General features: G+C 43.9%; 18 protein-coding genes and 2 pseudogenes. 3 read left to right on the top strand and 17 right to left on the bottom strand.

Annotation, left to right across the window (positions count from 1 at the left end; genetic code table 11):
- Positions 1 to 227: 227 nt before the first annotated feature.
- The 3 genes from AC5YB3_RS19875 to AC5YB3_RS19865 form a co-directional block, all read right to left on the bottom strand.
- A complete protein-coding gene (locus tag AC5YB3_RS19875) occupies positions 228 to 3,284 on the bottom strand; it encodes an SbcC/MukB-like Walker B domain-containing protein (RefSeq protein ID WP_494526011.1) in 3,057 nt (1,018 codons plus the stop codon).
- The gene (locus tag AC5YB3_RS19870; protein WP_259484220.1) at positions 3,281 to 4,426 is read right to left on the bottom strand and encodes an exonuclease SbcCD subunit D; all 1,146 of its coding nucleotides are present in this window, start codon (positions 4,424 to 4,426) and stop codon (positions 3,281 to 3,283) included. The genes AC5YB3_RS19875 and AC5YB3_RS19870 overlap by 4 nt, the downstream gene beginning before the upstream one ends.
- A 414-nt stretch (positions 4,427 to 4,840) precedes the next feature.
- Positions 4,841 to 5,611, bottom strand: coding sequence for a TSUP family transporter (locus AC5YB3_RS19865; RefSeq protein ID WP_006081168.1), 771 nt, complete (start codon positions 5,609 to 5,611; stop codon positions 4,841 to 4,843).
- A 157-nt stretch (positions 5,612 to 5,768) separates the two neighbouring features.
- On the opposite strand from AC5YB3_RS19865, the gene AC5YB3_RS19860 reads away from it, so the two are divergent.
- Complete coding sequence (locus tag AC5YB3_RS19860) at positions 5,769 to 6,656, top strand: LysR family transcriptional regulator (protein WP_011846491.1); 888 nt, start codon at positions 5,769 to 5,771, stop codon at positions 6,654 to 6,656.
- Positions 6,657 to 6,822: 166 nt separating this feature from the next.
- Here the strand turns inward: AC5YB3_RS19860 and AC5YB3_RS19855 are convergent, their stop codons facing one another.
- From AC5YB3_RS19855 to AC5YB3_RS19835, 5 genes are all read right to left on the bottom strand, one after another.
- Positions 6,823 to 7,218, bottom strand: coding sequence for a ribonuclease E inhibitor RraB (locus AC5YB3_RS19855; protein WP_011846490.1), 396 nt, complete (start codon positions 7,216 to 7,218; stop codon positions 6,823 to 6,825).
- A gap of 22 nt (positions 7,219 to 7,240) precedes the next feature.
- Positions 7,241 to 7,471, bottom strand: a complete 231-nt coding sequence (locus AC5YB3_RS19850; protein ID WP_006081165.1) for an RNA-binding S4 domain-containing protein — start codon at positions 7,469 to 7,471, stop codon at positions 7,241 to 7,243.
- Between the two features lie 74 nt (positions 7,472 to 7,545).
- Complete coding sequence (locus tag AC5YB3_RS19845; protein ID WP_494526010.1) at positions 7,546 to 8,082, bottom strand: GNAT family N-acetyltransferase; 537 nt, start codon at positions 8,080 to 8,082, stop codon at positions 7,546 to 7,548.
- A gap of 84 nt (positions 8,083 to 8,166) precedes the next feature.
- On the bottom strand, positions 8,167 to 8,445 hold the full coding sequence (locus AC5YB3_RS19840) for a peptidylprolyl isomerase (protein ID WP_006081163.1): 279 nt from the start codon (positions 8,443 to 8,445) through the stop codon (positions 8,167 to 8,169).
- Between the two features lie 170 nt (positions 8,446 to 8,615).
- Entirely contained in the window at positions 8,616 to 10,445 is a 1,830-nt protein-coding gene (locus AC5YB3_RS19835) for a DUF885 domain-containing protein (protein ID WP_494526009.1), read from the bottom strand.
- Between the two features lie 79 nt (positions 10,446 to 10,524).
- Between AC5YB3_RS19835 and AC5YB3_RS19830 the strand changes: the two genes are divergently transcribed.
- Complete coding sequence (locus AC5YB3_RS19830) at positions 10,525 to 11,034, top strand: diguanylate cyclase domain-containing protein (protein ID WP_006081161.1); 510 nt, start codon at positions 10,525 to 10,527, stop codon at positions 11,032 to 11,034.
- Between the two features lie 75 nt (positions 11,035 to 11,109).
- On the opposite strand, the gene AC5YB3_RS19825 is transcribed toward AC5YB3_RS19830, so the two are convergent.
- From AC5YB3_RS19825 to AC5YB3_RS19800, 6 genes are read right to left on the bottom strand one after another with little or no spacing between them, the layout of a single operon-like run.
- Positions 11,110 to 12,357: a tetratricopeptide repeat protein gene (locus tag AC5YB3_RS19825; RefSeq protein WP_063883129.1), complete on the bottom strand. Its 1,248-nt coding sequence runs from the start codon at positions 12,355 to 12,357 to the stop codon at positions 11,110 to 11,112.
- A gap of 2 nt (positions 12,358 to 12,359) precedes the next feature.
- Complete coding sequence (locus tag AC5YB3_RS19820) at positions 12,360 to 12,980, bottom strand: energy transducer TonB (RefSeq protein ID WP_006081159.1); 621 nt, start codon at positions 12,978 to 12,980, stop codon at positions 12,360 to 12,362.
- A 1-nt stretch (position 12,981) separates the two neighbouring features.
- Positions 12,982 to 13,386, bottom strand: a complete 405-nt coding sequence (locus tag AC5YB3_RS19815) for an ExbD/TolR family protein (protein WP_006081158.1) — start codon at positions 13,384 to 13,386, stop codon at positions 12,982 to 12,984.
- A 13-nt stretch (positions 13,387 to 13,399) separates the two neighbouring features.
- Positions 13,400 to 13,927 carry a MotA/TolQ/ExbB proton channel family protein gene (locus AC5YB3_RS19810; protein ID WP_006081157.1) on the bottom strand — a complete coding sequence of 176 codons (528 nt, stop codon included), beginning with the start codon at positions 13,925 to 13,927 and terminating at the stop codon, positions 13,400 to 13,402.
- Positions 13,927 to 15,282 carry a MotA/TolQ/ExbB proton channel family protein gene (locus tag AC5YB3_RS19805; protein ID WP_494526008.1) on the bottom strand — a complete coding sequence of 452 codons (1,356 nt, stop codon included), beginning with the start codon at positions 15,280 to 15,282 and terminating at the stop codon, positions 13,927 to 13,929. The genes AC5YB3_RS19810 and AC5YB3_RS19805 overlap by 1 nt, the downstream gene beginning before the upstream one ends.
- On the bottom strand, positions 15,282 to 16,064 hold the full coding sequence (locus AC5YB3_RS19800; RefSeq protein WP_006087403.1) for a DUF3450 domain-containing protein: 783 nt from the start codon (positions 16,062 to 16,064) through the stop codon (positions 15,282 to 15,284). The genes AC5YB3_RS19805 and AC5YB3_RS19800 overlap by 1 nt, the downstream gene beginning before the upstream one ends.
- 619 nt (positions 16,065 to 16,683) lie before the next feature.
- Between AC5YB3_RS19800 and AC5YB3_RS19795 the strand changes: the two are divergent.
- Positions 16,684 to 17,560: pseudogene (locus tag AC5YB3_RS19795) on the top strand (IS982 family transposase).
- Here AC5YB3_RS19795 and AC5YB3_RS19790 read toward each other — a convergent pair.
- From AC5YB3_RS19790 to AC5YB3_RS19780, 3 genes and pseudogenes are all read right to left on the bottom strand, one after another.
- Positions 17,551 to 17,728: pseudogene (locus tag AC5YB3_RS19790) on the bottom strand (helix-turn-helix domain-containing protein); the annotation flags it as partial. The pseudogenes AC5YB3_RS19795 and AC5YB3_RS19790 overlap by 10 nt on opposite strands.
- Before the next feature lie 178 nt (positions 17,729 to 17,906).
- On the bottom strand, positions 17,907 to 20,801 hold the full coding sequence (locus AC5YB3_RS19785; RefSeq protein ID WP_432358342.1) for a TonB-dependent receptor domain-containing protein: 2,895 nt from the start codon (positions 20,799 to 20,801) through the stop codon (positions 17,907 to 17,909).
- Between the two features lie 291 nt (positions 20,802 to 21,092).
- On the bottom strand, positions 21,093 to 22,304 hold the full coding sequence (locus AC5YB3_RS19780) for a porin (RefSeq protein ID WP_432331087.1): 1,212 nt from the start codon (positions 22,302 to 22,304) through the stop codon (positions 21,093 to 21,095).
- Positions 22,305 to 22,313: the final 9 nt, after the last annotated feature.

Below are 22,313 nucleotides of genomic sequence, written 5' to 3'. Positions count from 1 at the left end.
AACCAGTCCCTATGAGGGAAGCCCGAATTTTTTCCAACTTATCCCAAAAATCCCATTATGACAAATGCTATTTCGTACTTTTACCTGACTATTAACAAGAAACATGCGCCAGTTGGCATTTTCAACTCAGTTTGCGCACATTATCCTAATGTTAAACACGCAAGAATCACAATAAATAACATATACAAAACAGCAGGTTATTTATTGGACTCTGAGAGAACGAGCGACTAAGGCAAAACTATCGTCATTTCGCTCCCATGTGAGGTTTTATTGATGTCGATGCGAGTATTTATCTGCTCTTTCATCTCAGAAACGTGCGAGATCACCCCTATCATGCGGCCCGAAGACTGCAGATCCATCAAGGTTCGAATCGCCAATTCCAATGAATCTTGGTCTAAACTGCCAAAGCCTTCATCGATAAATAAGGTGTCGAGTTTGATCCCCCCAGCATAAGCTTGCACCACATCGGATAGCCCTAACGCCATGGACAAGGCCGCCATAAAACTTTCGCCGCCGCTTAAGGTTGCCACTGGGCGCACTTTTGAGGTGTAGGCATCTTCCACTTCTAACTCGAGCCCAGACGCCTTGTTGCCCTTTGCTCTATCTTCCTTACGCAGCAAGCGATAACGTCCCTTACTCATCAGATGCAGCCTATGGCTCGCTTCGAGTAACACATCGTCGAGCAGTACGCTTAACACAAAACGCTGCAAACTGATCTTATTTCCTGTTTTCCCATTCGCCACATCGGCAAGCGTGCCGATAACCGCATATTCATCGTCTAACGCCTTAGCTTTCGTATCTGCAATACTGAGCTGGGTTTGAGTTTGTGTGAGCAATACTGTGCGAGTATGAAGTAGCTGCCATACCTGCTCTGCTGCGTGTAATGCTTGCTGCGCCGACTCAAGCTCGGCAGCGAGCTTAATGCTATCGGGTGGCACTTTATCTTTAAGCTTCAGCGCTAACTGCTCGCACTGCGCCTTGGTCAAAGCACTGCGCTGCTGGTAAGCCTCAATCTCGCTGGCTAATGCATGCAGTTGATCTTCATCCAGCATGGCCGCAAATAAGGCCTGTTGGTCGGTAAACCCCGCTGCGACTAATTGCTGATTGAGTTGCTGCTGGGCGCGCGTTTGCTGAGCTAATGCCGCCTCAGCGGTATTTTCGGCACCATTCAATGCAGCTTTAGCTGCAACAAAGGTTTGCCCTGTTTGTTGCTGAAGCGCCCTCACGTCAGCAATCTGCTGTTTAATATGGCTTATCTGTTGCTGGTTTTGCGTTATTGCTGCGGTTAATGCCTCAAGCGTTGCAAGCGCAGGTGGGACGCTTTGCTGCATGTGCGCCAACTGCCCCTGCAATAAATCCACTTTAGATTGCAGAGCACTGTCGTGTGTTTGTCCTTGCTCCAGCTTTTGTTGCAGATGCGTTTCCTGCGCGTGCAACAATACAATCTCTTGCTGTAACTGCTGCAAATCTTGATGAGCTTGCTCAGCTTGCGTGAGGGAAAATGCATATTGCGACAAGGTATGCGCATGTTGATCTTGAGAAATATCAACCGCAGTACCCAATTGGGCCGCGAGATCTTGCGCTTGTTGCTGCAAGGTTTCTAGCTGTGTTTGTAATCCACGGTATTCCGCTCTGGCTTTGCTCAGGATATCTTGGGCCGTCGTTTCAGCGTCTTGGGCCAATTGCAGCGCTTCATCACTTGGGAGCGGCTCTTGGCTCTGTGCTGGCTGCGGATGGATTTGGCTGCCACAGACGGGGCAAGGTTCATCTTGCTGTAATTGCCGCGCTAAAATGGCTGCCTGTCCTTGGTGCCAAGTCAATAATAGGGCTTTATGCGCAACCTGTGCTTGCTGATGCTCAGCATTGAGTTGTTGCCCTTGTGCTTTCGCATTGGCAAGTTTTGCCTTTGTCGACGATACCCTTGCCGCCACTTGTTGCCATTGCTGATAAGTCGACAATAACTGCTGTTGCTGCTGGTGCGCCTGTTGCAATGAGAGGCGAGTGTCGCTGTTAGCCTGCAATTGTGGCAAAGCCGATTCCAGTTCACGGCGTTTTTGGGTTGCGGCGGTTAACTCATTTTTACTGATCTGAAGCTGTGTTTTAGCTTTAACTAACTGCGCTTGCTCTTGCTCGAGGGTTTTATTGAGTCTATCCAGTTCCCTAAGCTGCGGCCCCAGCGCATTAAGTTGCTGTTTGGCTTGTTCCTGTTCCAGTAGCGACGCTTCCAATAAGGGCAAGTCTTGCGCTTTGAGCCCGGCATCATCAAAGGCTTGCTTGGCCTGAGTCAACGCCGTTTGCGCATGACTAAAGGCGAGATTGGCGGCTTTGGCTTCTTGTTCACGAGCCAAAAACACCTCAACCATAGGCGCTAAACGCTGCGCTTGTTTGGCTAAGTTCAGCTTATGGGTTTGCGCGACTATGCTTTCTTGCTGCGCCTCGAGCGCTGCTGCGGTTTGAGTTAAGGTATCAAACTGCGCAAATTCAGCCAGTAGATGCTGGGCGGCATCGCTGGCTTTAATGATTAATTGTTGCTGCTGTAATGCCTGTTCCTTGGCACTTTGAGCGAGCGCAAGTTCAGGCGTGAGCTTGGCTAATTCATTGCTAAGCTCGTCATCGGATGCTAAGCCCGCACTTTGTAAAATACCATCGCGGCGGCTGCGTTGATCTTTCACTAAGGCGCTAATATCGGCAGCCTTATTTTTTAAGGTATCTTCAATCCGGCGATAAATATGCGTTTGAAATAACTGACTAAATATCAGCTCACGCGCTTTAGAGTCCGCCATTAACAATTCGCGAAACTTACCCTGAGGTAATACCATCACTTGGCGAAACTGCTCCACATCGAGCCCAGTTAAGGCTTCAATCTCAGCGGTGGCCTCGGACACTTTACTGGCAACTAATAAGCTTTCATTGCCATCGGCGTCAATTTTATAGAGCTGTGCTTCGGGCTTTTGCACTGTCGAGCCGTCACCGCTTTTCTTAACTCTGTCTTGCTCTGGCACCCGGCGAATACGATAGCTGTTACTGCCGAGCTGAAAACTGAAAGTGACTTCTGTTAGTAAACTATTGTCGGCCATATCGCAGCGCATCTGGCTGCCTTCACGCTCATTACCTGTGGTTTTGCCATAAAGCGCAAAACAAATGCCATCGAGCAAAGTCGTCTTACCCGCGCCTGTGGGGCCGTTGATGAGAAATAACGGATTGCTTCCAAGGGCTGTAAAATCAAGTGTCTGAGTCGATGCAAAGGGACCAAAGGCTGACATTGAAAGGCTAAGGGGTCTCATGCTTGGCGCTCCTCATTGTGTAGCTTAGTCAGGAGGTCATCCATCACGGCTTGCTGTGCCTGCGTCAATGACTCGCCAGACACCTGGGAGAAAAAGTCACAGAACATATCCATCTCGCCTTTTTTGATATGATCCCGGCTCAAAGCGACCTGTTGCTGCGCCGCCATCAAGCCTGTCCGCTCTAAATGCAGCACATTAGGGTAGACGGCCCTAAGTTTGCCCATAGCGTCTAAAATCGCATGTTTATCGAGGAGCCTGACCATAAGGTAATCCTCACGTTTTGCATCCGTTTTACCTTGGGCGAGTAAAGTGTCTAACTCCCCTTCTAAGATGCGAACATCACGCATCGACGTTAACGGCAATAAACGGATATCAATCGGCGTTTGCGTGCCCAGTTCGACTAAGGTCACCGACTTGTGTTGATGTTGTTCACTAAAGGAATACTTCAAAATCGATCCTGAGTAACGCACATACTCGGCGCCTTTGTATTGCGGTCCGTGTAAATGTCCAAGGGCGACATAATCAAACTCAGTAAAGAGCTTTGGCGATATTTTATCGGCGCCACCAATACTGAGCGGTCGCTCTGATTCTGACTCACTGCCACCATCCAAAAAGCAATGGCTTATCACCACTTTGGGTAAGCCTTGGCTATCGTGCTGACGCACTTTTTCCAGCAACACATCCATGGCCATTTCGTGGCTCGATGCCTCACACTCAAACACTTGCCGTACTGTTGCAGGTTCAGCGTAAGGCAAGGGATAAAAAACCACATCACCGCTTGAACTTGACAAAGTAATAGGATGAATGTCAGCACTCAAGGGGCCAATAATATGTAACCCACTTGCCGCCATTTGTTTTGCCGCAAACCCTAAGCGCTCGTGGCCATCGTGGTTGCCGGCAATCATAATCACTTGCACGCCTAAATCCTGTACTAAGCGGTTGAGCACATCATCTAACAGCGCGACCGCGTTTGCTGGCGGAATCGATCTGTCATAAATATCCCCCGCCACAATCACAGCATCCACCTTGTGCTCATCTGCTAATGCAATAATTTGCTCGAGCACAAAGGCTTGATCATCCAGTAATGACTGATTGTGTAACTGACGACCTATGTGCCAGTCCGAGGTGTGGATAAATTTCATAATCGCTCTTTTAAAGAAGTGGTAGCGCTAAACCCGAGCGCATGTGCCGGCACATCAACGCAAATATAAGGCGGACGAGATAGACACTGCACGCATGCAAATCGGGTTAAATCGTATTAAATAAAGACATAGCGTTTAAATGCACATAGAAAAATGAGAAGCCTAAAAAGTGCATTAAAATTGACAGGTTATACTATTCAAAAACCTTGAAAGAGTACACCTATTGCTAAAGTAGGAAGAGACGTTGCGATCATCTTTAGAGGATATTCTGAGCGATATCCACCTCAGCTAAACTTATGAGCCAAGGTGAACGTCACTCAGATCAGATAAAATAAGATAAATTAACTTAAGCTTACGCGCTAAGATTAACTAATTCGCCGTTTAAAGCTGCGCTTATTGATTATAAACAATCAATTAGAATAAATGATATTGCGTTGCGAGGAGTTTAAAGCTCATGGCAAGGGACATAGTCACGACGAGCGGCTTGATGATCTTCGTGCCTTTGGTCACAACCAGACGAGAACCCAAAGTTGCGCCAATCGCTTGTCCTGCGAGCATGACCAACCCCAATAACCAAATCACTTTGCCGCCCAAGGCGAAGAAGATCAGCGAAGCTATGTTGGTTGAGAAATTAAGTAGTTTCGCGTGAGCCGTAGCCTTAGCCAAACCAAAACCTGCTAACGATACAAACGCCAGCGCAAAAAAGCTGCCAGTGCCAGGACCAAAAAAACCATCGTACAATCCCACACCTAAGGCGGCAGTGAACGCAAACGCGGTAGGTGTCAGTACTTGATGCTTATCGTCTTCAGAAATCTTTTTCGAAAATAAGAAGTAACAACCAATTGCCAAAATCAAAAATGGCAACATTAATTCCAGCACTTTGGTATCGACGAGTTGAACGAGAATAGTGCCTAATGCCGCGCCGATGAACGCACAGATCAAGGCTAACTTTACGGATTTAAGATCCACGAGTCCTTTACGGACAAAGTACAAGCTCGCAAAAAAACTGCCGCCACAGGCCTGCAGCTTATTTGTGCCCAAGGCAACCGCAGGCGGCAAGCCAGCCCACATGAGTGCAGGAATCGTCAACAAGCCACCGCCACCAGCGATAGCGTCGATAAAACCTGCCACCATAGCGACGGCAAAAAGTATCGCAGCGATTTGTAGCGTCAGTTCAAATTCCATAATGATTTATTATTCTTCTGATAAAAAAGGGAGTGATAGCTGGGCATTAGACTGCGTTTGCCAAATAAACGCAAAGGAGTTATTGTCGTCACTGCGTGAGCTAAACTCACACAAAATCTGTAATCCTGTTCGAATTCCCCCAACAATAGGGCATCAAATGTTGACCGAACTGCCGCCACTTAATTCCCTCCGTGCTTTTGAAGCGGCTGCACGCTTGCAGAGCATGACATTAGCCAGCAAGGAGCTGCATGTCACCCATGGTGCGGTCAGTAAACAAATCCGAGTATTAGAGGATTATTTAGGTTTTGCGCTTTTTGTGCGCTTACATAAAAAAGTCAGTTTAACCGATGAAGCCAAGCGCTATTTGCCCCATGTCCAAGCCGCGCTGCAAACCCTGTCAAGTGCAACGAGTGACCTACGCCGCCAGCCTTCTAAGCCACAAACCTTAGCCATCAATGTGCTGCCAAGCTTAACCATTAATTGGCTCATCCCGAGAATGGAGCAGTTTAAGTCCCGCCATCCGCACCTTTATGTCGATTTGTCGATTGGTGACTTTGCCGTGGACTTTAGCCAAGGCCGTTATGATATTGCGATTCGCAGCTGCACAGCTATTCCTAAGGGCGCGAATTATATCAAACTGATGGATGAGGATTTGTGTTTGGTTTGCGCGCCTTCGTTAGCGCCAAAACTGCAAAATATCGAAGATATCAATCACGTCACCTTACTGAAACACACTACAAGACCCGAACTGTGGGAATATTGGGCTGAAAAAGTGGGCTTAACACTCACCCAAGTACAAACCTTTGGCGTCGAGCATTTCTACATGCTCAGCCAAGCCGCCGCGAGTGGCATGGGGGCAGCGCTTATTCCGCGATTTTTTATCGAAGAGCAATTGGCAAACGGCAGTTTAGTCATTCCCTTTGACGCCCCTTTTACCAGCCCCTATCGCTATTACCTGCTCACGCCCAAATCCCCTAGCCTGCCGTTAAAAGCCCAAGCTTTTATTGACTGGTTATTAGAAGTGTTTGCGCCTTATCGCCACTAAACAACATTTGGAATGTCACCATTCCAGCAAAGTGCAATAACGCTATGTGTGCCAAATAAGACTATCGAGTGCTGAACACAAGTGCAGCAAATGGGCGCAAAAAAACGGCAATAAAAAACCACCAAGAAGGTGGTTTCTTAGACTCAAAGGTCAAAGCAAATCAGCATCAGTGATTGCAATGAGCACCGTGAACATGCTCATGGTCATCATCTTCCATAAACTCGTCATCACCGTCTTGGTGTTGCATTACGCCCCAACCGTCGGTCATACCACCGAATTCGGCGGCAAAATCATTCAACATGACTTCTTGCTCAACCAAAGTATCGTAATCAGGTACCATATTGAGGCAAACAATGATTTCCCACTTGCCCAGCTCATCATTCAGATTCAGCTCAAGCTCGCCTTGCAAGTCAGAATTTGTGAGTTCTTCTAACGCCGTTTCAGCATCACGTTGGTCATCAAAAACCAAAAAGAAATCAACATCTAACTCTTTTGTTAAATCGATTCCTGCTTCAGCCATTGCGGCCAGCATTTTACCATTGTCATCATCTGGAAATTGCATATCTTGCTCCACTGTTTCAGGCTTATTCTGCCGCAATGATTTGAACTGATTCACCATTAAAGCTGACGATATCGCCCGCAATAATTTTTTTACGCTTACGAGTTTCAACTTCACCATTCACTGTGACTTGACCTTCCTCGATAAAATGCTTGGCTTCGCCGCCGGCATTGCTCATGCCCTGCACTTTTAATACTTTGTACAATTCAATGAAATCTTCGCCAGAATGCAAAGCCAATTGATTAATTTGCGCCACTTAATACACGCCTTCTAAAAATAAACCTGCGGCATTATACCAGCACCGCACAAAATCCGCTGAAGATAATTTGGCTAGAGACGTCTTTCATCGGCGAGTAAACCGAAGAGCGATTCATCGAGCCAGTTTTCACCCATTTTGAATTGCTGCCTGAGTAAACCTTCAGGCCTGAAGCCACACTTTTCAAGAACCCGCGCCGATGCATGATTATCTTTGGCGCAATGACCAACAAATTTATGCACATTAAAACTTAAGCAGGCCCAATCAATAACCGCCATTAAGCTCTCAGTCGCATAACCTTTGCCGTGGCCCTCTGCGGCCAGCAAGTAACCCACTTCGGCACGCTGCTCATCAAGGCTTTGGCAATAAAGACCTGTTAACCCGACAAATTGCCCTGTATCGACGGTCTCAATCACTAAGGTGAGCCAATCGCCAGAACCGTAAAACCAAGTATCGGAGCGCTGCTGAAACTTACTGCGGATCACCTCTTGCGACTCAGGAACTCGCACATAGCGATTAATCTCAGGATCGCTGTGCAACGCATAAAAATGTTCCCAATCGCTGTCTTGTAAGCTCCTGAGTTTCAATCTATCGGTATAGAGTTCCAGCATAGTGACTCCGTGATGAGCAGATAAAACAAAAACGGCAGCAAACGCTGCCGTATCAAACAAGCTGTATCAAATAAGCCGTAAAACTTATGCGCGGCTGGTCACTTCAAGTAAATGAAAACCAAACTGCGTTTTAACTGGACCTTGCACTTCGTTTAATGGCGCGCTGAAGACGACTTCATCAAACTCTCTCACCATCATACCAGGACCGAATGAACCCAATTCGCCGCCTTGGGCGCCTGATGGGCAAGAAGAGTGCGCGCGAGCAATTTGAGCGAAATCTGCGCCTTCTAATATTTGCTGTTTCAGCGCTTGGCATTGCTCTTCGCTGCTGACTAACAAATGTCTTGCTGTTGCCTGGACCATAGTAAAACTCCTGTGAGGATCATGAGACATTTGCCCCAAATATCATTGAATTCCCATTAAAACATCCGTTTTAACAGGTTTTGAATCAACAGTATAAAAACTTTCTGTTGAATAAAAAAGTCTTAAAATGCCGTCATTCACATCAAAGTCAAATAACGACATATTACGGACTAAGCCTGTTTAGATGCTATCCAACGATCGATTTTGTTTTCCATGACCGCCATAGGTAATGAACCTGAGGTGAGGATTTGATCGTGGAACGCTTTTAAATCAAATTTATCACGCAAGGCTTTTTCAGCGCGGGCGCGCAGTGCCAGGATCTTCAGCTGACCGACTTTGTAAGACAAAGCTTGGCCAGGGATCGCCATATAGCGCTCCACTTCAGCGACTATGTCACTTTCAGCCATCGGCGAGTTGTCTTTCATGTACTGAATAGCTTGTTCACGACTCCAGCCTTTTGAATGAAGACCGGTATCCACCACTAAGCGCATCGCACGCAGCATTTCATCGGAAAGCTTGCCAAAATACTGGTAAGGATCCGTAAACAAGCCCATCTCAATACCTAAGTACTCAGCATACAGTGCCCAACCTTCCTCGAATGCCGTATAGCCACTGAAACGCTGGAACTCAGGTACACCGGTTAGCTCTTGCTTGATCGCAATTTGGAAATGATGCCCAGGAGCAGCCTCGTGTAAAGATAAGGTCGTCATTCCCCACTTTGGCTGCGCCTTGAGGTTATAAGTGTTGATATAAAACACGCCTGGACGACTGCCATCCACCGCTGGCGATTCATAAGAAGCACCCGCCGCAGATTGTTCTCTGAAGCTTTCAACCGGCTTGACCACGTAATCAGCTTTTGGCATCACATTAAAGTAGTTAGGTAAGACTTGATTGATTTTATCTTTCAACACCATATAACCATCAATCAAACCTTGACGGTCGCTGTAGAAATACTGAGGTTCGGAAGATAAAGACGCGAAAAATGCTTTCAAATCGCCCTTAAAACCGACTTGCTCACGTACCTTATCCATCTCAGATAAAATTCGCGCCACTTCACTTAAGCCAATTTGATGAATTTCATCCACAGACATAGTGGTGGTCGTATGTGAGTTAGCCAGATGCTGATACCAAGCTTTGCCGTTAGGTAAACCAGACCAACCATCAGTCGCCCGCGATTTAGGTAAATAGGTTTGCTTAAAGTAATCACGTAAGTCCGTCAACGCTGGCACGATACGTTCGGCTATCATGGCTTGATAACGAGCTGTCAATTCCGCTTTATCTTGCTCAGAAAAACTCTCAGGGAAATGCTGAATGGGCGAGTAGAAAATGCTCTGAGTCGCATCAGTCGTTAGCATAGCGTCTAACTGGGGAATAATGCGCTCTACCAACACCCGAGGTAACACCACTTTACTTTCAATGCCTTGATTCATCCGATTTTCAGCAAGTGCTACCCACTTGATGAAACCATCGACTCTCTGTTCCCAATTACGATAATCTTGAACAGTATTAAAAGGTTGTGCACTCTCGCCACTTCCCAACTGCACCATGGTAATAACAGTACTATAGAACTGGCTTATCGGCATAAAGCGAGATGGGAAAGTTTCGTCCACTAACGCCATATCACGGTCATAGACAAACAGGTCATAACTTAACTGTAAATCAGCGGGCAGTTGCTTTGGATCTATCGCGCGCACCTGAGCTAAATAGTGAGTATTAAGATCATGGCGAGCCTTGAGGTAATCTTCAGTCAGATCCCCGCCAAAATCGGCGTTATAGTCATTAACGCCGACAAAAGTGGCGTAGATGGGCTCAAGCTTTAGGTAATCTTTAAAATAAGCATCCACAAGCGCTAAATAACGCTGCTCGGCCGTTTGTGTTTCGCCCTGCTCTGCAACTGCATTAGCTTGGCTGTTTTCTTGAACTGCAGTGGCTTCAGGCTTAGAACAACCTTGAAGGGTGAAGATTAACGCTATCGATCCTGCCAATAAACCCAATTTCATTTTAATATTTTTCCTTTTTGGCCCGCTATTGCAGAACTGTTTCTATACTTAGTTCAAGGTCTGCTATCGGAGTTAATCTATGATCTACTCGTTCCGCAACTCAGGTTTCAGGGATCCAGAAACTGGAGTCTATAACCAAACCTATTTCATGGAAGTATTCAACCGAGAATGGCATCGTCACATGAGAGAACACCAAAGCTTGGCACTATTGTATCTGTGCCCTCACATTCATGAAACCGTCAAACAACCCCATTTACTCGAATTCTTTACCAAACAAGTGCAGGAAGCACTATTAAGAGCAACAGATATGATTGCTAGGCTTGATCATAATCACTTTGCGCTGGGTTTATTCAACATAGATGAGGTGGGAACTGAGGTAGTGTTAAAGCGAATAGAACAACAAATATCTGACTTTAACCAAGATTTTGGTAAAAATCATAAGCTGACAATCGATTATAAGCTTGCCGCCTGTATTTGCTTACCGACGCAAGAAAACAAAATCGAGTCACTCTTCAGTAATGTCAGCCAACTTTCACAAGATCTTGAAAAAAGCCATGATCAATCGCAAGCCTTAATCCGCTTACAGTAAGCTTGTGTTGTAATTAGTAGCAAAGAAAAAGCCCCTTTCGGGGCTTTCAAATTCAAACGCTAAACTGCCAAGCGATTACAGTGTGATGTTATGCATACGTGCTTTCTCTTTGATATAAGAGATATAGCTATTTGCACTCTTCTGCGTCTTCTTATCATTAGCAGCTAATACTGCACGGTTATAAGCTGACTTGTACTGTTTCAAACTTAAATGAGCCAAAGCTAATTCGAAGTTTGCTTCGCCAGGATGATCAATGCCCATGGATATGGCTTTTTCAAGCACAGGGATCGCAGCAGTGTATTGTTCATCCAAGTTTAGTAAGCGACCTTGTTTCAGGTAAGTCTTACCATCCTTGCTTATAGCGGCAGCTTTACCATAATAATCAGCTGCTTGCTTAAACTCTTTAGCATTTTGATAGAAACCAGCCAAAATCTCTAAGGACTTAGCATCCTCAGCAATCAAGCCTGACTTCATGTGTTTCTGATACACTTTAGCAGCTTGATATGGAGCACCTTTCTGTGCCATCAACTGTGCTAAACGGGTAATGTTACCCGCGCTATCTAAGAAACCATTTCTATAAGCTAAATCGTAAGTAGCAAGAGACTTGTCATAGTCTTCAACCATCAAATAAAACTGCGCTAATTGAACCCACAGTCTGCCATCTTCAGGGAATAATGGCACCATGACTTCTAACACGCCAACAGCTTTCTTATACTTCTTCTGGTTGAAGTAAGCTGTCAGTTTCATCTGATACAGACCTTTATCAGGAGCTTCAGCTAATGAAAGACCTTTATCGGCCACTTCAATGACTTTATCCCACTGTTTTAGCTCTGAATGCGCAATACCAATACGACGGTATATTTGAGAATCAGATTTACAAGTGAATTCCATCCACTTGTAGTAGTAAGGAATCGCCTCCTTAAACTTCTTCTCTTGTAACAGCAAATCCGCATAAAGACGCATAGTTGCAGCATGATCTGTGCCACCTAAAATATCAGCTTCAACAGCTTGTTTTAGGTACTTGATCGCGGTATCCATTTTGCCTTTTTCGGCATAAAAGTTACCCAACATACGTGCAACATAAGCCTTGTCGAAGTCGTTCTTAGCATTAGCTTCGAGCAAAATAGCAATGGCTTCATCTAACTGGCCATTAGTATAAGCTTCGAACGACTTTTGAACTTTCTTCGCTGCGCCTTCGCCTACCGCTTTAGATTGTCGTTTGTCGATAGGACACTTTTCTTCCGCTACCGCAGAAGAAAGCGTTAATGTCCCGCCACAAACAGAAAGCAATAATAGAGCTGCGATTTTATTAACATTACGCATCGTTATTTGCCTCCCTTATCTAAGGTAAAGTCCAGCTGAACTGTCTGACCAGGTTGCTTCAGTGGTTTGCCATCAACAATCTTTGGCTTGTACTTCCACTTCTTCAGTGCGCGAATCGCTTCTTTATCAAATAAACGCTTTGGCTCTGCTTGAATAACTTCAACGTCATCGATACCACCGAGTTCGTTGATGGTGAAACGAAGTTGTACCCAACCTTCTTTCCCGTCACGCGCCGCAGCAATTGGATACTGAGGTTCGATACGAACGATAGGCGTAGCATCACCATCGCGAGTCATCATATTGCCTAATTTGAAACCAGTACTTGCACCGCCAGCTTCTACACCGCCCATATTGAACGACATTGATGTATCAATATTACTTGATGAATCAGGTGGCGTTGTATCAGGCTTCTGTGGTTGCTCTGGTGGTGGTGGTGGCTTAGGCACTACCCTTGGCTTATTCTGTGCTTTTGAATCCTGTCTATCCATAGTGATTTCAATTACAGGGGTCTCGGCCGATGTTTCGCCGCGCTGTGCGCCGCCACCGACCAAGAACGCCATAAAAGAGAACAGAGCAAAAGTCACAGCAGCACCAATAATGATCGATACTAGTGCTCTTAGCATATTAATCGTTCCCCGCAGATACCGAAATTTTATCTATACCAGCCGCTTTCACTTGGTCTAGAACTTTCACAACTAAGCCGTGCATTGCGTCTTTATCAGCCTGAATCAATACAGCAGCTTCAGGAGCTTCAGCCAACATACGTTCAACGTTTGCTGTTACACGTTCGATATCAACCTGACGGTTTTCCATCATGATCACGCCCGTTTTACTGACGCCGATAAAGATGTTAGCCGAAGGCTTTGAAGTCGCTTGTGAAGCTTTTGGTTTGTTATAGTCCAAACCAGATGGTTTCACGAATGACGTTGTTACAATGAAGAAGATTAGCATGATGAACACGATGTCGAGCATCGGTGTCATATCAATTTGCGCTTCCTCATCTATACTGGAATGCTTTTTACGTGCCATGTTCAATCTCTCTCTAGTGGTGCGGCATGCTGTCTTTTAGCTTTTCTAAACTGATCTTCATTTTGGCATCAAGACGAGTACTGAAGAATACTCCCGATAATGCTGCAACCATACCTGCCATCGTAGGCATAGTCGCCATTGAAATACCAGCCGCCATCAAACGAGCATTACTCGTCCCCTGAACTGCCATCACATCGAACACTGAAATCATACCTGTTACGGTACCTAACAAACCTATCATTGGACAAATCGCCACTAAGGTTTTAATAATCAGCATACGTGCATTCAAATCTTGCTTCGCTTGGGACATCCAAGCTTCACGGATACGGTGTGCATACCAAGAGGTCGTTTCCTCTCTGGCGTCCCATGCAGCTATGATTGCTTTATGTTGCTTTGGTGATATCCAATTAAGATACCAATAACGCTCAAGCATCAATACCCACATTAAGAACAGAACAGCCGCTACAAGCCAGAGTACGTCGCCTCCGGAGGCCATGAAGCCCCTGACGGAATCCCAAATGTCCATCAGGTATAGCATCATTAGTCAGCCCTCTTCTCAGCATGTGCTGCGATGATACCAGCACTTTGCTCTTCAAGGATCTGAACGATTGACTTGCTACGCGCAACAACAACTGCATGCATCAACATTAACGGTAGTGCAGCAACCAGACCTTGAACTGTAGTGATAAGCGCCATAGAAATACCGCCCGCCATCAGTTTTGGATCGCCAGTACCAAATAATTGGATACTTTGGAAGGTTGCAATCATACCCGTTACTGTACCTAACAGACCCATCATAGGTGCGATAGCGGCCAGTACTTTAATGATTGAAATACGCGCTTCTAATGCTGGAGTTTCTTTCAGAATCGCTTCATCAAGTTTTAACTCTAACGTTTCAACATCAACGTCTTTGTTTTCTTGGTAAACTTTTAAGATACGACCTAAAGCATTGTTACCAGGCTTATCGACGTTCTTACGTTGGCTATTAACACGAGCGCCAATGATAGTCATAGTGACAAGACGTTCGATAGAGATTAATAAACCCAGTGCTAACAGAGCAATAATGATGTAACCGATAGTACCACCGGCTTCTAAACGGTCTTCAAAGCTAGCTTTGTTAGTGAAGATGTTTAGCAGTACACCGCGTGCAGGGTCAATATAAAAAGGTGCAGTACCTGAAGTGATTTTTTCCCAGTCAGCAACCGCGCTAACTTGGTAACCTTCTGGTTGTTGAGATAACTGCTGAATTAAACCTAACTCAGGGTTATAAACAACGTACTTGCCATCAGCAGTTAAGTTGTAAGCACCAACACGATGGATAGTCGTTGTTTTAACGCTTCCATCGATACCAGTAACAGAACCTTCGAACTTAACAACTTTGCCAGATTGCGCCATTTCAAACAGCTGCTCTTGCCAGAATTGCTCAAGTTCTTCGATTTTTGGTAATTGCTTGCGTGCACCTAAATCAGCAATAAATTTATCACGATTTGGGTATTGAGCACTGATGTTTGAGCTTGCCAGTTTACCAGCGAAATCACCGGCTTCACCTTTAACAACACCAAACATCTCACCCAAGTCACCTTGAGCAGTTTTCAGATCTTCTTCTAACTGAGCAATTTTACGCTCGTTATCTAAGAACGCTTGGTTTAAATCTTTACCACGTTGTTTTTCAGCGGCTAAAGCATCTTTTTCACGCTTTAACAGTGCAGCTTTATCACCACGTTCAGCTTGGAATTCTTGCTCACGTTTGCTGTTGATTTTGCCTTCTGCAGCGCGTTCAACTTTAACTTGTTGCAATAATTGGTCAATCGACTTAGGCGCATCTGCAGCACTAGCCATACCAGCAGTTAAAGAGAAACTTGCAGCCAACACAGCTGTAGTAATTAACTTCTTCATTATTGTGCAGTCTCCGCAGCAGGAATTGGTAACGCAAATAGATCTAGAGCACCTTGTTTACGGGCAATGCGGATACCTTTAGTCAGTTCACGCAAATAGCTGTCATCTAACTTATCCCAACCCTTAGATTCTGGGTTGTACATCCAGCCAGTCTTTTGATCTAAACTCTGTGCATAAAGAGCAACACGACCTAAGTTAAAGAAGTCAACCAATACTTCTTTACCATCTAGGTTTAACTTACCTTGGTTAACAGCAACCGCACTACCATATTCACGCTCGATGCTATAAGCATCAAGAATTAAACGGTACTTTTCGGCTAAGGTAACTTCAGCAGTATTAAGCAGGTTTTTCAGCTCATTAACACGATTAGTACGTACTTCAGAGTTGAAAGGTAAATCTAATTGAACAAACTGTTCTAACGACTCAACCATTTTAAACATTAATGGCACTACGCCTTGGCGAAGTTTATCAACACCATTGATGTCGCCTTGCACTGAGTCCATTGTCTTTTGTTGATCAGCGACTAAGCTGGCAACATAATCGTTATATGATTTCAGTGATTCGCGCTCATCTGCGACAGAACCATACTCAAAAAGCATGTCTTGTGCTTGATCGAAATACTTATCAACGTTCTTTTGCGACGCAGCAGCATCAGCATGGATCATACTATCCGCTTTCTGCACGTCGGTAAGAGGATCTGCAACAACGAAGTTGCTGCTCGCTAATGCCAGCACGCCAACAAGTGCAGTAGCGATTTTTGTTCTATTGCTTACCTTGGACATAGTTCCCAACCAATTTGAAGTGAATAAAAAGGTTTAACTTACCAGCAACAAAACGAGAAGCAATTAATGCTCGCCGAAAAAATTACTGTAAGTTCGTCTTTCTCTTGTGATTCTTAGTTTTTTCTTCCCTTTCCTACGCCCCTACAGGCATAGACCCGCTGGCATCATTTCACAAAATGTTGACCTGTGTCAACATTTCGGCCGACTAAAAACTAGTGTAAAGATGCGCTATGAATAAAAAATTTCACGAAAGGTGTTTTTTTACACAAAATATCACCAATAAAGTTAATTAAATTGAGTGGCAAAAATCTAAATTTAATAATAAGCAATATAAATCAATAATATAAAAGAGCATCTTTCGCTCAATAGTTTTTTGTCAATTAACATCTTTCAACATGAAACGAACTCAAGCAGGTCATCTTTACTTGCTTATTGACTTTGGGATAGAGGATTTTGCAGAGGATGTAGAGCACGGATTCATTAATCAAGGCAACCTTTATGTAGCTGTAACCAAGGATAGCTTCTCTAACCTGAACTCTGGATAAGAAAATTTGAACTAATAGCCCTCCAAGTGTTCGGGTCTTTCGACCAAGAGAAACCCGATCACACCGGAGGGCCTATGCATAAATTAGTGGAAGTGTTTTGCGATGTCGATGATTTTTGCGCTGTTTCATTCCAGAATGGGAAAAAACGCTGTTAACCGATGGTACACGTAAGCGCCAACGTGCTGGCCGTATGACGATGAGCGAAGTGATGACCATCATCATACTTTTTCAGATGTCCCACCACCGTGATTTCAAGAACTTCTACATCGGTTATCTGGCTCATTTCTACAAATCCGCTTTTCCTCATTTACTCAGCTATACCCGCTTTCTTGAGATGATGCCCAAGGCTTTAGTCCCGCTTTGCAGCTACTTTGCCAGCCTCAAGAGTAACCCCACTGGCATCGAATTTGTTGATTCAACTAGCATCAAAGTGTGTCATAACCTGCGTATTCATCGCCATAAAACCTTGGCGGGACTGGCGTGCAGAGGTAAAGGTACTATGGGGTGGTTCTATGGCTTTAAGCTGCATTTGATTGTGAATCATCAACGCGGAATAGTGGCGGCCAAAGTGACCCCTGCGAATGTACACGACACAAAACCGGTGAACGAGATGGTGCAAAGTGATATGAATAAACTCTATGCAGATAAAGGGTATATCAGTAAAGCACTGTCCAGTGAATTGCTGGAGAAAGGCGTCACACTGGTGACAAACGTGCGTAAGAATATAAAAGCAAAAGCGATGTCGTTGTGGGATAGAGCGATGCTGTCGAGACGTTTCATCATAGAAACCATCAACGACCAGTTAAAAAATATCTCTCAAATAGAGCACTCTAGACACCGCAGCGTGCATGATTTTATGCTCAATATGATTGCAGGAATCATTGCCTATCAATTGAAAGCAATAAGCCACAACTGAACCTCACTAACATGGCTCGTTATCAGGTTAAATAGGTTGATATCCATCGATTGACACTGGTTCTACTGACCTTGAACATGCTTGCTACAGGCGGTACGAGAATGACCTTCGCTAAAATGGAGTAAGATAAGATGCTTACGTGCGTTTTTCTCAGATTTAGCTAAGGCAGCAGCGCAGCTATGCTGAGATTTCGCATATTCAATATGGTTAGAACATAACAATCAATTGGACCATATAATTAATGTAAATGGCATAAAATATTGGCACGAATCGGTACAACCAAGTTCCATTACATAATGTTATTAAATAAAAAAGCACTCTGTGAACTTCACAGAGTACTTTGATTTAAATAATTATTCAGAAATTATCTAATTTCAACAATTAGAACTTCTGATTTAGATTTAAGAACCAACTGCGTCCGAACAAACGATACGAACTCTCATCGGTATTACCATTAAAGGCAGTTTCAATATATGGTGGTTTTTCATCAAAAAGATTTGTTACACCAAGAGTAACTGTTGTGTTTGATTTGAAAGCATAGCTAGCAGTCAAATCATGGTACATTACACTTGGAATTTCATATGTCGGTAAGTATCCAACCTCTCCAAGGATGTCTGACTTAGTAAAATATGTTAAATCTTGATATGTCATACCAGAAATGTAATTTGTGCGGTAAGTAACAGTTAAGTCATCTAACTTATACACAGCAGTAAAATTCCACTTATCTTCAGCATAGGAAGTGTCATTAACAAAAGTACCAGCAACATCACCAAAACCGTAGGTATATTCAACAGAACCATCAGCCAATTCTGTGGTTTCGAAAGAATTTTCACCTCGCTCTAAGAAGTGTGTCCAAACAAAGTTTAAGTTGAAATCACCGATACTTGTATCGAACACATAATTTGCTTCGAAATCAATACCTTTTGCAGTCATTCTAGCTAAGTTAGTATTGCGAGCCTCAATATAGTCAATTGTACCATCAGAGCTACGCTTAACATTTTGACAAAGTGTATCAAGTCCACCAATGTAACACGCATCCAGCGAGTCTATAGGATCAATTGTTGTAATAACATTATCAATATCAACAGCCCAATAATCTAAAGTAATACCTAATCCTTCAACAAAATCTGGAGAATAAGCAAGACCTACAGTCAAAGTATCCCCTTCCTCAGGTTTTAAATCCGGATTTCCACCAATTTTAGCTAATTGCTGCTGATCATCATTATTTAAACCACCGGAGGGAACACCATCAGCAGTACAACGAGCTTGAGCATCAATAGTTAAGTTTAACCAATTTGATGAACGACAAGGATCAGTACCTTGAGGGAATGAATCGCCCCCTGGTGAATATAGATTACTAATAGTAGGCGCACGGAACACTGTTCCGTAGGAACTACGAGCTAGTAAACCATCAAAAATTGACCACTCTAAACCTGCTTGATAGGTTGTTGCACCACCAAATGTATTAAAGTTGTCATAACGGACACCAACTGGCATCTCTAATCGTTCAACACCAGGCAACCCTTCTAATAAAGGCACTCGAAACTCGGCAAACAATGAATTAACATAGAATGAACCAGAAGTTCCTGCGCCTTTATTTCCTGAAACCTGTCCCATGAACTTACCGGAATCAACTTGGGATGTTAACTTCTCTGCTCGATGTTCGTAACCCAAACCACCACTTACAGAACCAGCTGGTAAGCTAAAAAGATCTCCTCCTAAGAATGCTGTAAAAGTCTCAAGCGTATATTTATCACTGTCAACTAAAGGAGATGTAATATAATCAAGCATATCCTGTGTGATTGTACCTGGACCACCAAATACGTCTAAGGAAACACAATCCGCAATAGGGTTCGCTGCAGTACCACAAACTATTTTTCCTTGTGCATCTTTAAATGATGGACCTAATGCTTTAGCAAGGTTAGGACCATATAGTTGGCCGAAGTCAGTACTCTGAGTTTGATCGATTCCATAGTTATAGTTTACATCTAATGACCATGTGTCATTAAGGGCAATTTCTGCTCCAATAACTTGCTGTGCACGTAAAACATCCTGTTCAAAAGATCGCCCCCCCTCTAACATTCTACGGCGTGAACGCTTAACATCCTCACCAAACGGATTATAATAGTTATCCTTAGAAATACCTTGATAAGCTTTGCCCGTTATAGGGTCCAACACAGTATATCCAGGATCAAATTGAGTATCATAAGGAACGGCAGCTAATTCTTGGCGAGAACTGCGCTTATTGATTCGAGTTTCAGAATAAATTGTAACAGAGTCATTTAGCTCAAAACTTCCATCCACATAGAAGTTAAGTTTTTCATATGGCGTCTGTAAATAGTTTACGGGGTTAAAGTTATATGTATCTCCTCCGGTATATGGTCTCATATCATTGAGCACAGCCGTTCCTGTACCAAGGTCACCGTTATCTCGGCATGTCCCATTAGTAAAAGAACCTGGCTTCGTAAATAAATAGAAATTCCCACATGGAATAGAACCACTCCCTGCATCGAAGGCATTTTCGCCTTCTTGACCTGGTGGGATCAGACCATTTTGAGCAAAACTCTCAGGGTCAAAAACGTTCCATGGATGTTGAAAAAAATCAACATCAGTTACATCGCCTTGATAAACTTCTTTTTGTTTCACATAGTCAATGTTTACAACAAAATGACCTGAATCAAATTTTTTGCCTGCTAAAAAACTAAAGCTTGTTTGTTCACCTGCATCAACATCAAAGTTCTGTTTTGTTTGAGCATTAAACTCTAAACCATCAAAATCACGCTTAGTAATAATGTTTACTACACCAGCCACGGCATCTGCCCCGTAAGTTGCTGATGCTCCATCTTTCAAAATTTCAACACGCTCAATCATTGATGCTGGTATGCCCTGCATATCCGAAGATACAGGACGACGACCATTAACGAGAACCAACGTACGAGAAGAGCCAAGCCCCCTCAATTCTACATACGAATCCCCATTACCGCCGTTATTGGTTGTCGTAGCTATAGGTGAACCCGACATAACAGAGGTTGATTGAAGAAATTCACCAATATCTTGAATACCTAAACTTGAAATCTGCTCTGCTGTTACAGTTGTAATTGGCGTTGCAGTTTCTAAATCCGTGCGTTTCAAACGAGAACCAGTAACTTCGATACGTTCAACTTTATCGGCTCCATCATCAGCAGCCAGCACTAATGGAGCATTTAGCGCGGTTGCTGCCACACCACCAATCAACGCAAAACGCACTGACTTGGCTAAAAAGTTATTCTTATGCATTGTCTATCTCCCTGGACATATTATGTATTTATTATAATCCGCTTATTTAATAAGCAGTTTCAGACAGCAGTACTTCGGAAAAATACGGAGCACTCAGCGGAAACAATAAAATCACATATGAAACTTTTTATCAACAAAAAACACGCAGGTAAAACAAAGGAACCATTGTGAGATACTCAACTTGCATTCATATGAGTATATTTTGTCGGAATTATAATGCAAAAAAGCCAGTCATTGCTGACTGGCTTTTTGGTAAAATCAGAAGGTTCTTACTTTAAAGAACCTTGAAACTTAGAGCGTGTAACGGATACCGATTGCTACGCCATCAGATTCAGAAAGTGCCATTCTAGCTTCTTGGTCTTTATCTGAACTAGTGAAATCGCTGTAATCTTTACGGGCTTCTATGTACAGAACTGTATTTGGGTCCCATACAAAGTGTAAACCGACAACTAAAAACTGACGTTTGAATTCATCGTTAGGATCGGCATTGAAGTTAGGCTGGATAACATAGTCTTTACCCGCATCAAGCACGTTGTAAGAAATGAATGGACGCAGGCCATTGTCAAACTTGTAAGAAACTAAACTTTCAATACCATAGGCATCTTTGATCAAACGACCAATGTTGTCAGTGTCATGGTTTTCTTGTCTGTTAAAGTTTGCAGCAGCATATAAACCATCGTTATCGAAGTTACCCCAAGTGATACCTGCACCGTAGATAAGATCAACCGCTGTGGTTTGTTCACCGTTACCAAAACTCACATCAAACTCACCACGGTTAACACCCGCAGTTAACGTCAACATATCAGTGGCTTTATAGGTCAGCGCGCCACCATAAGTGTAGTTGTACTCAACTTGTTGAGCCGCTTTATCACCACTTTCCCAGTTCGCTTGACACTGAGCTTGAGTAATATCATCGGTGGTATCACAGGTATAGAAGCTACTGTTTTTCAACTGCGCTTGAACTGCGAAGCTAACATCGCCAAAGGCGTTGCGATACTGGACCGTTTTATCACCACGACCCACGCCGTTTACCGCGCCGTCATCTTTGTTATAAGTGTAAACACCTGCAGTGTTGCCGTCCCACACAAAACCGTAGTTAGTGTTGTAAACGACATCGTACCAAGCACCCCACTGCTTACCGATAGTCAGTGTTCCATAAGTGTCATGGGACAGACCTGCGTAACCTAAACGGTTATAGAAGAACTCTTCTTGAACAGATTCGAAGCGATTGTTATAGACGATATCGCTGCTACCAACTGGGTTTACGCCCCACTCTAATTTAGCAAAGGCTTTCCAACCGTCAGTCAACTCACGATTAAAACCAAAATTAATGCGAGATGCGCCGTTAACAACCTCAGTTTCCCCTTGAGTGTTGATCACGCGTGCATCAATAAAACCACCGATTTCTACGGCATTTTTATTATCTTTATAGATCTCGATAGCCGAGACTGATGGTACTAAAAAAATTGCTGCAAGCGCAGTTGCTACTAACGTCTTGTTCATTTGGTGCTT

The organism is Shewanella sp. 1311 (assembly GCF_059338235.1).
Note: the sequence above shows the minus strand (reverse complement) of the source record. Positions and strands in the feature narration are given on the sequence as shown.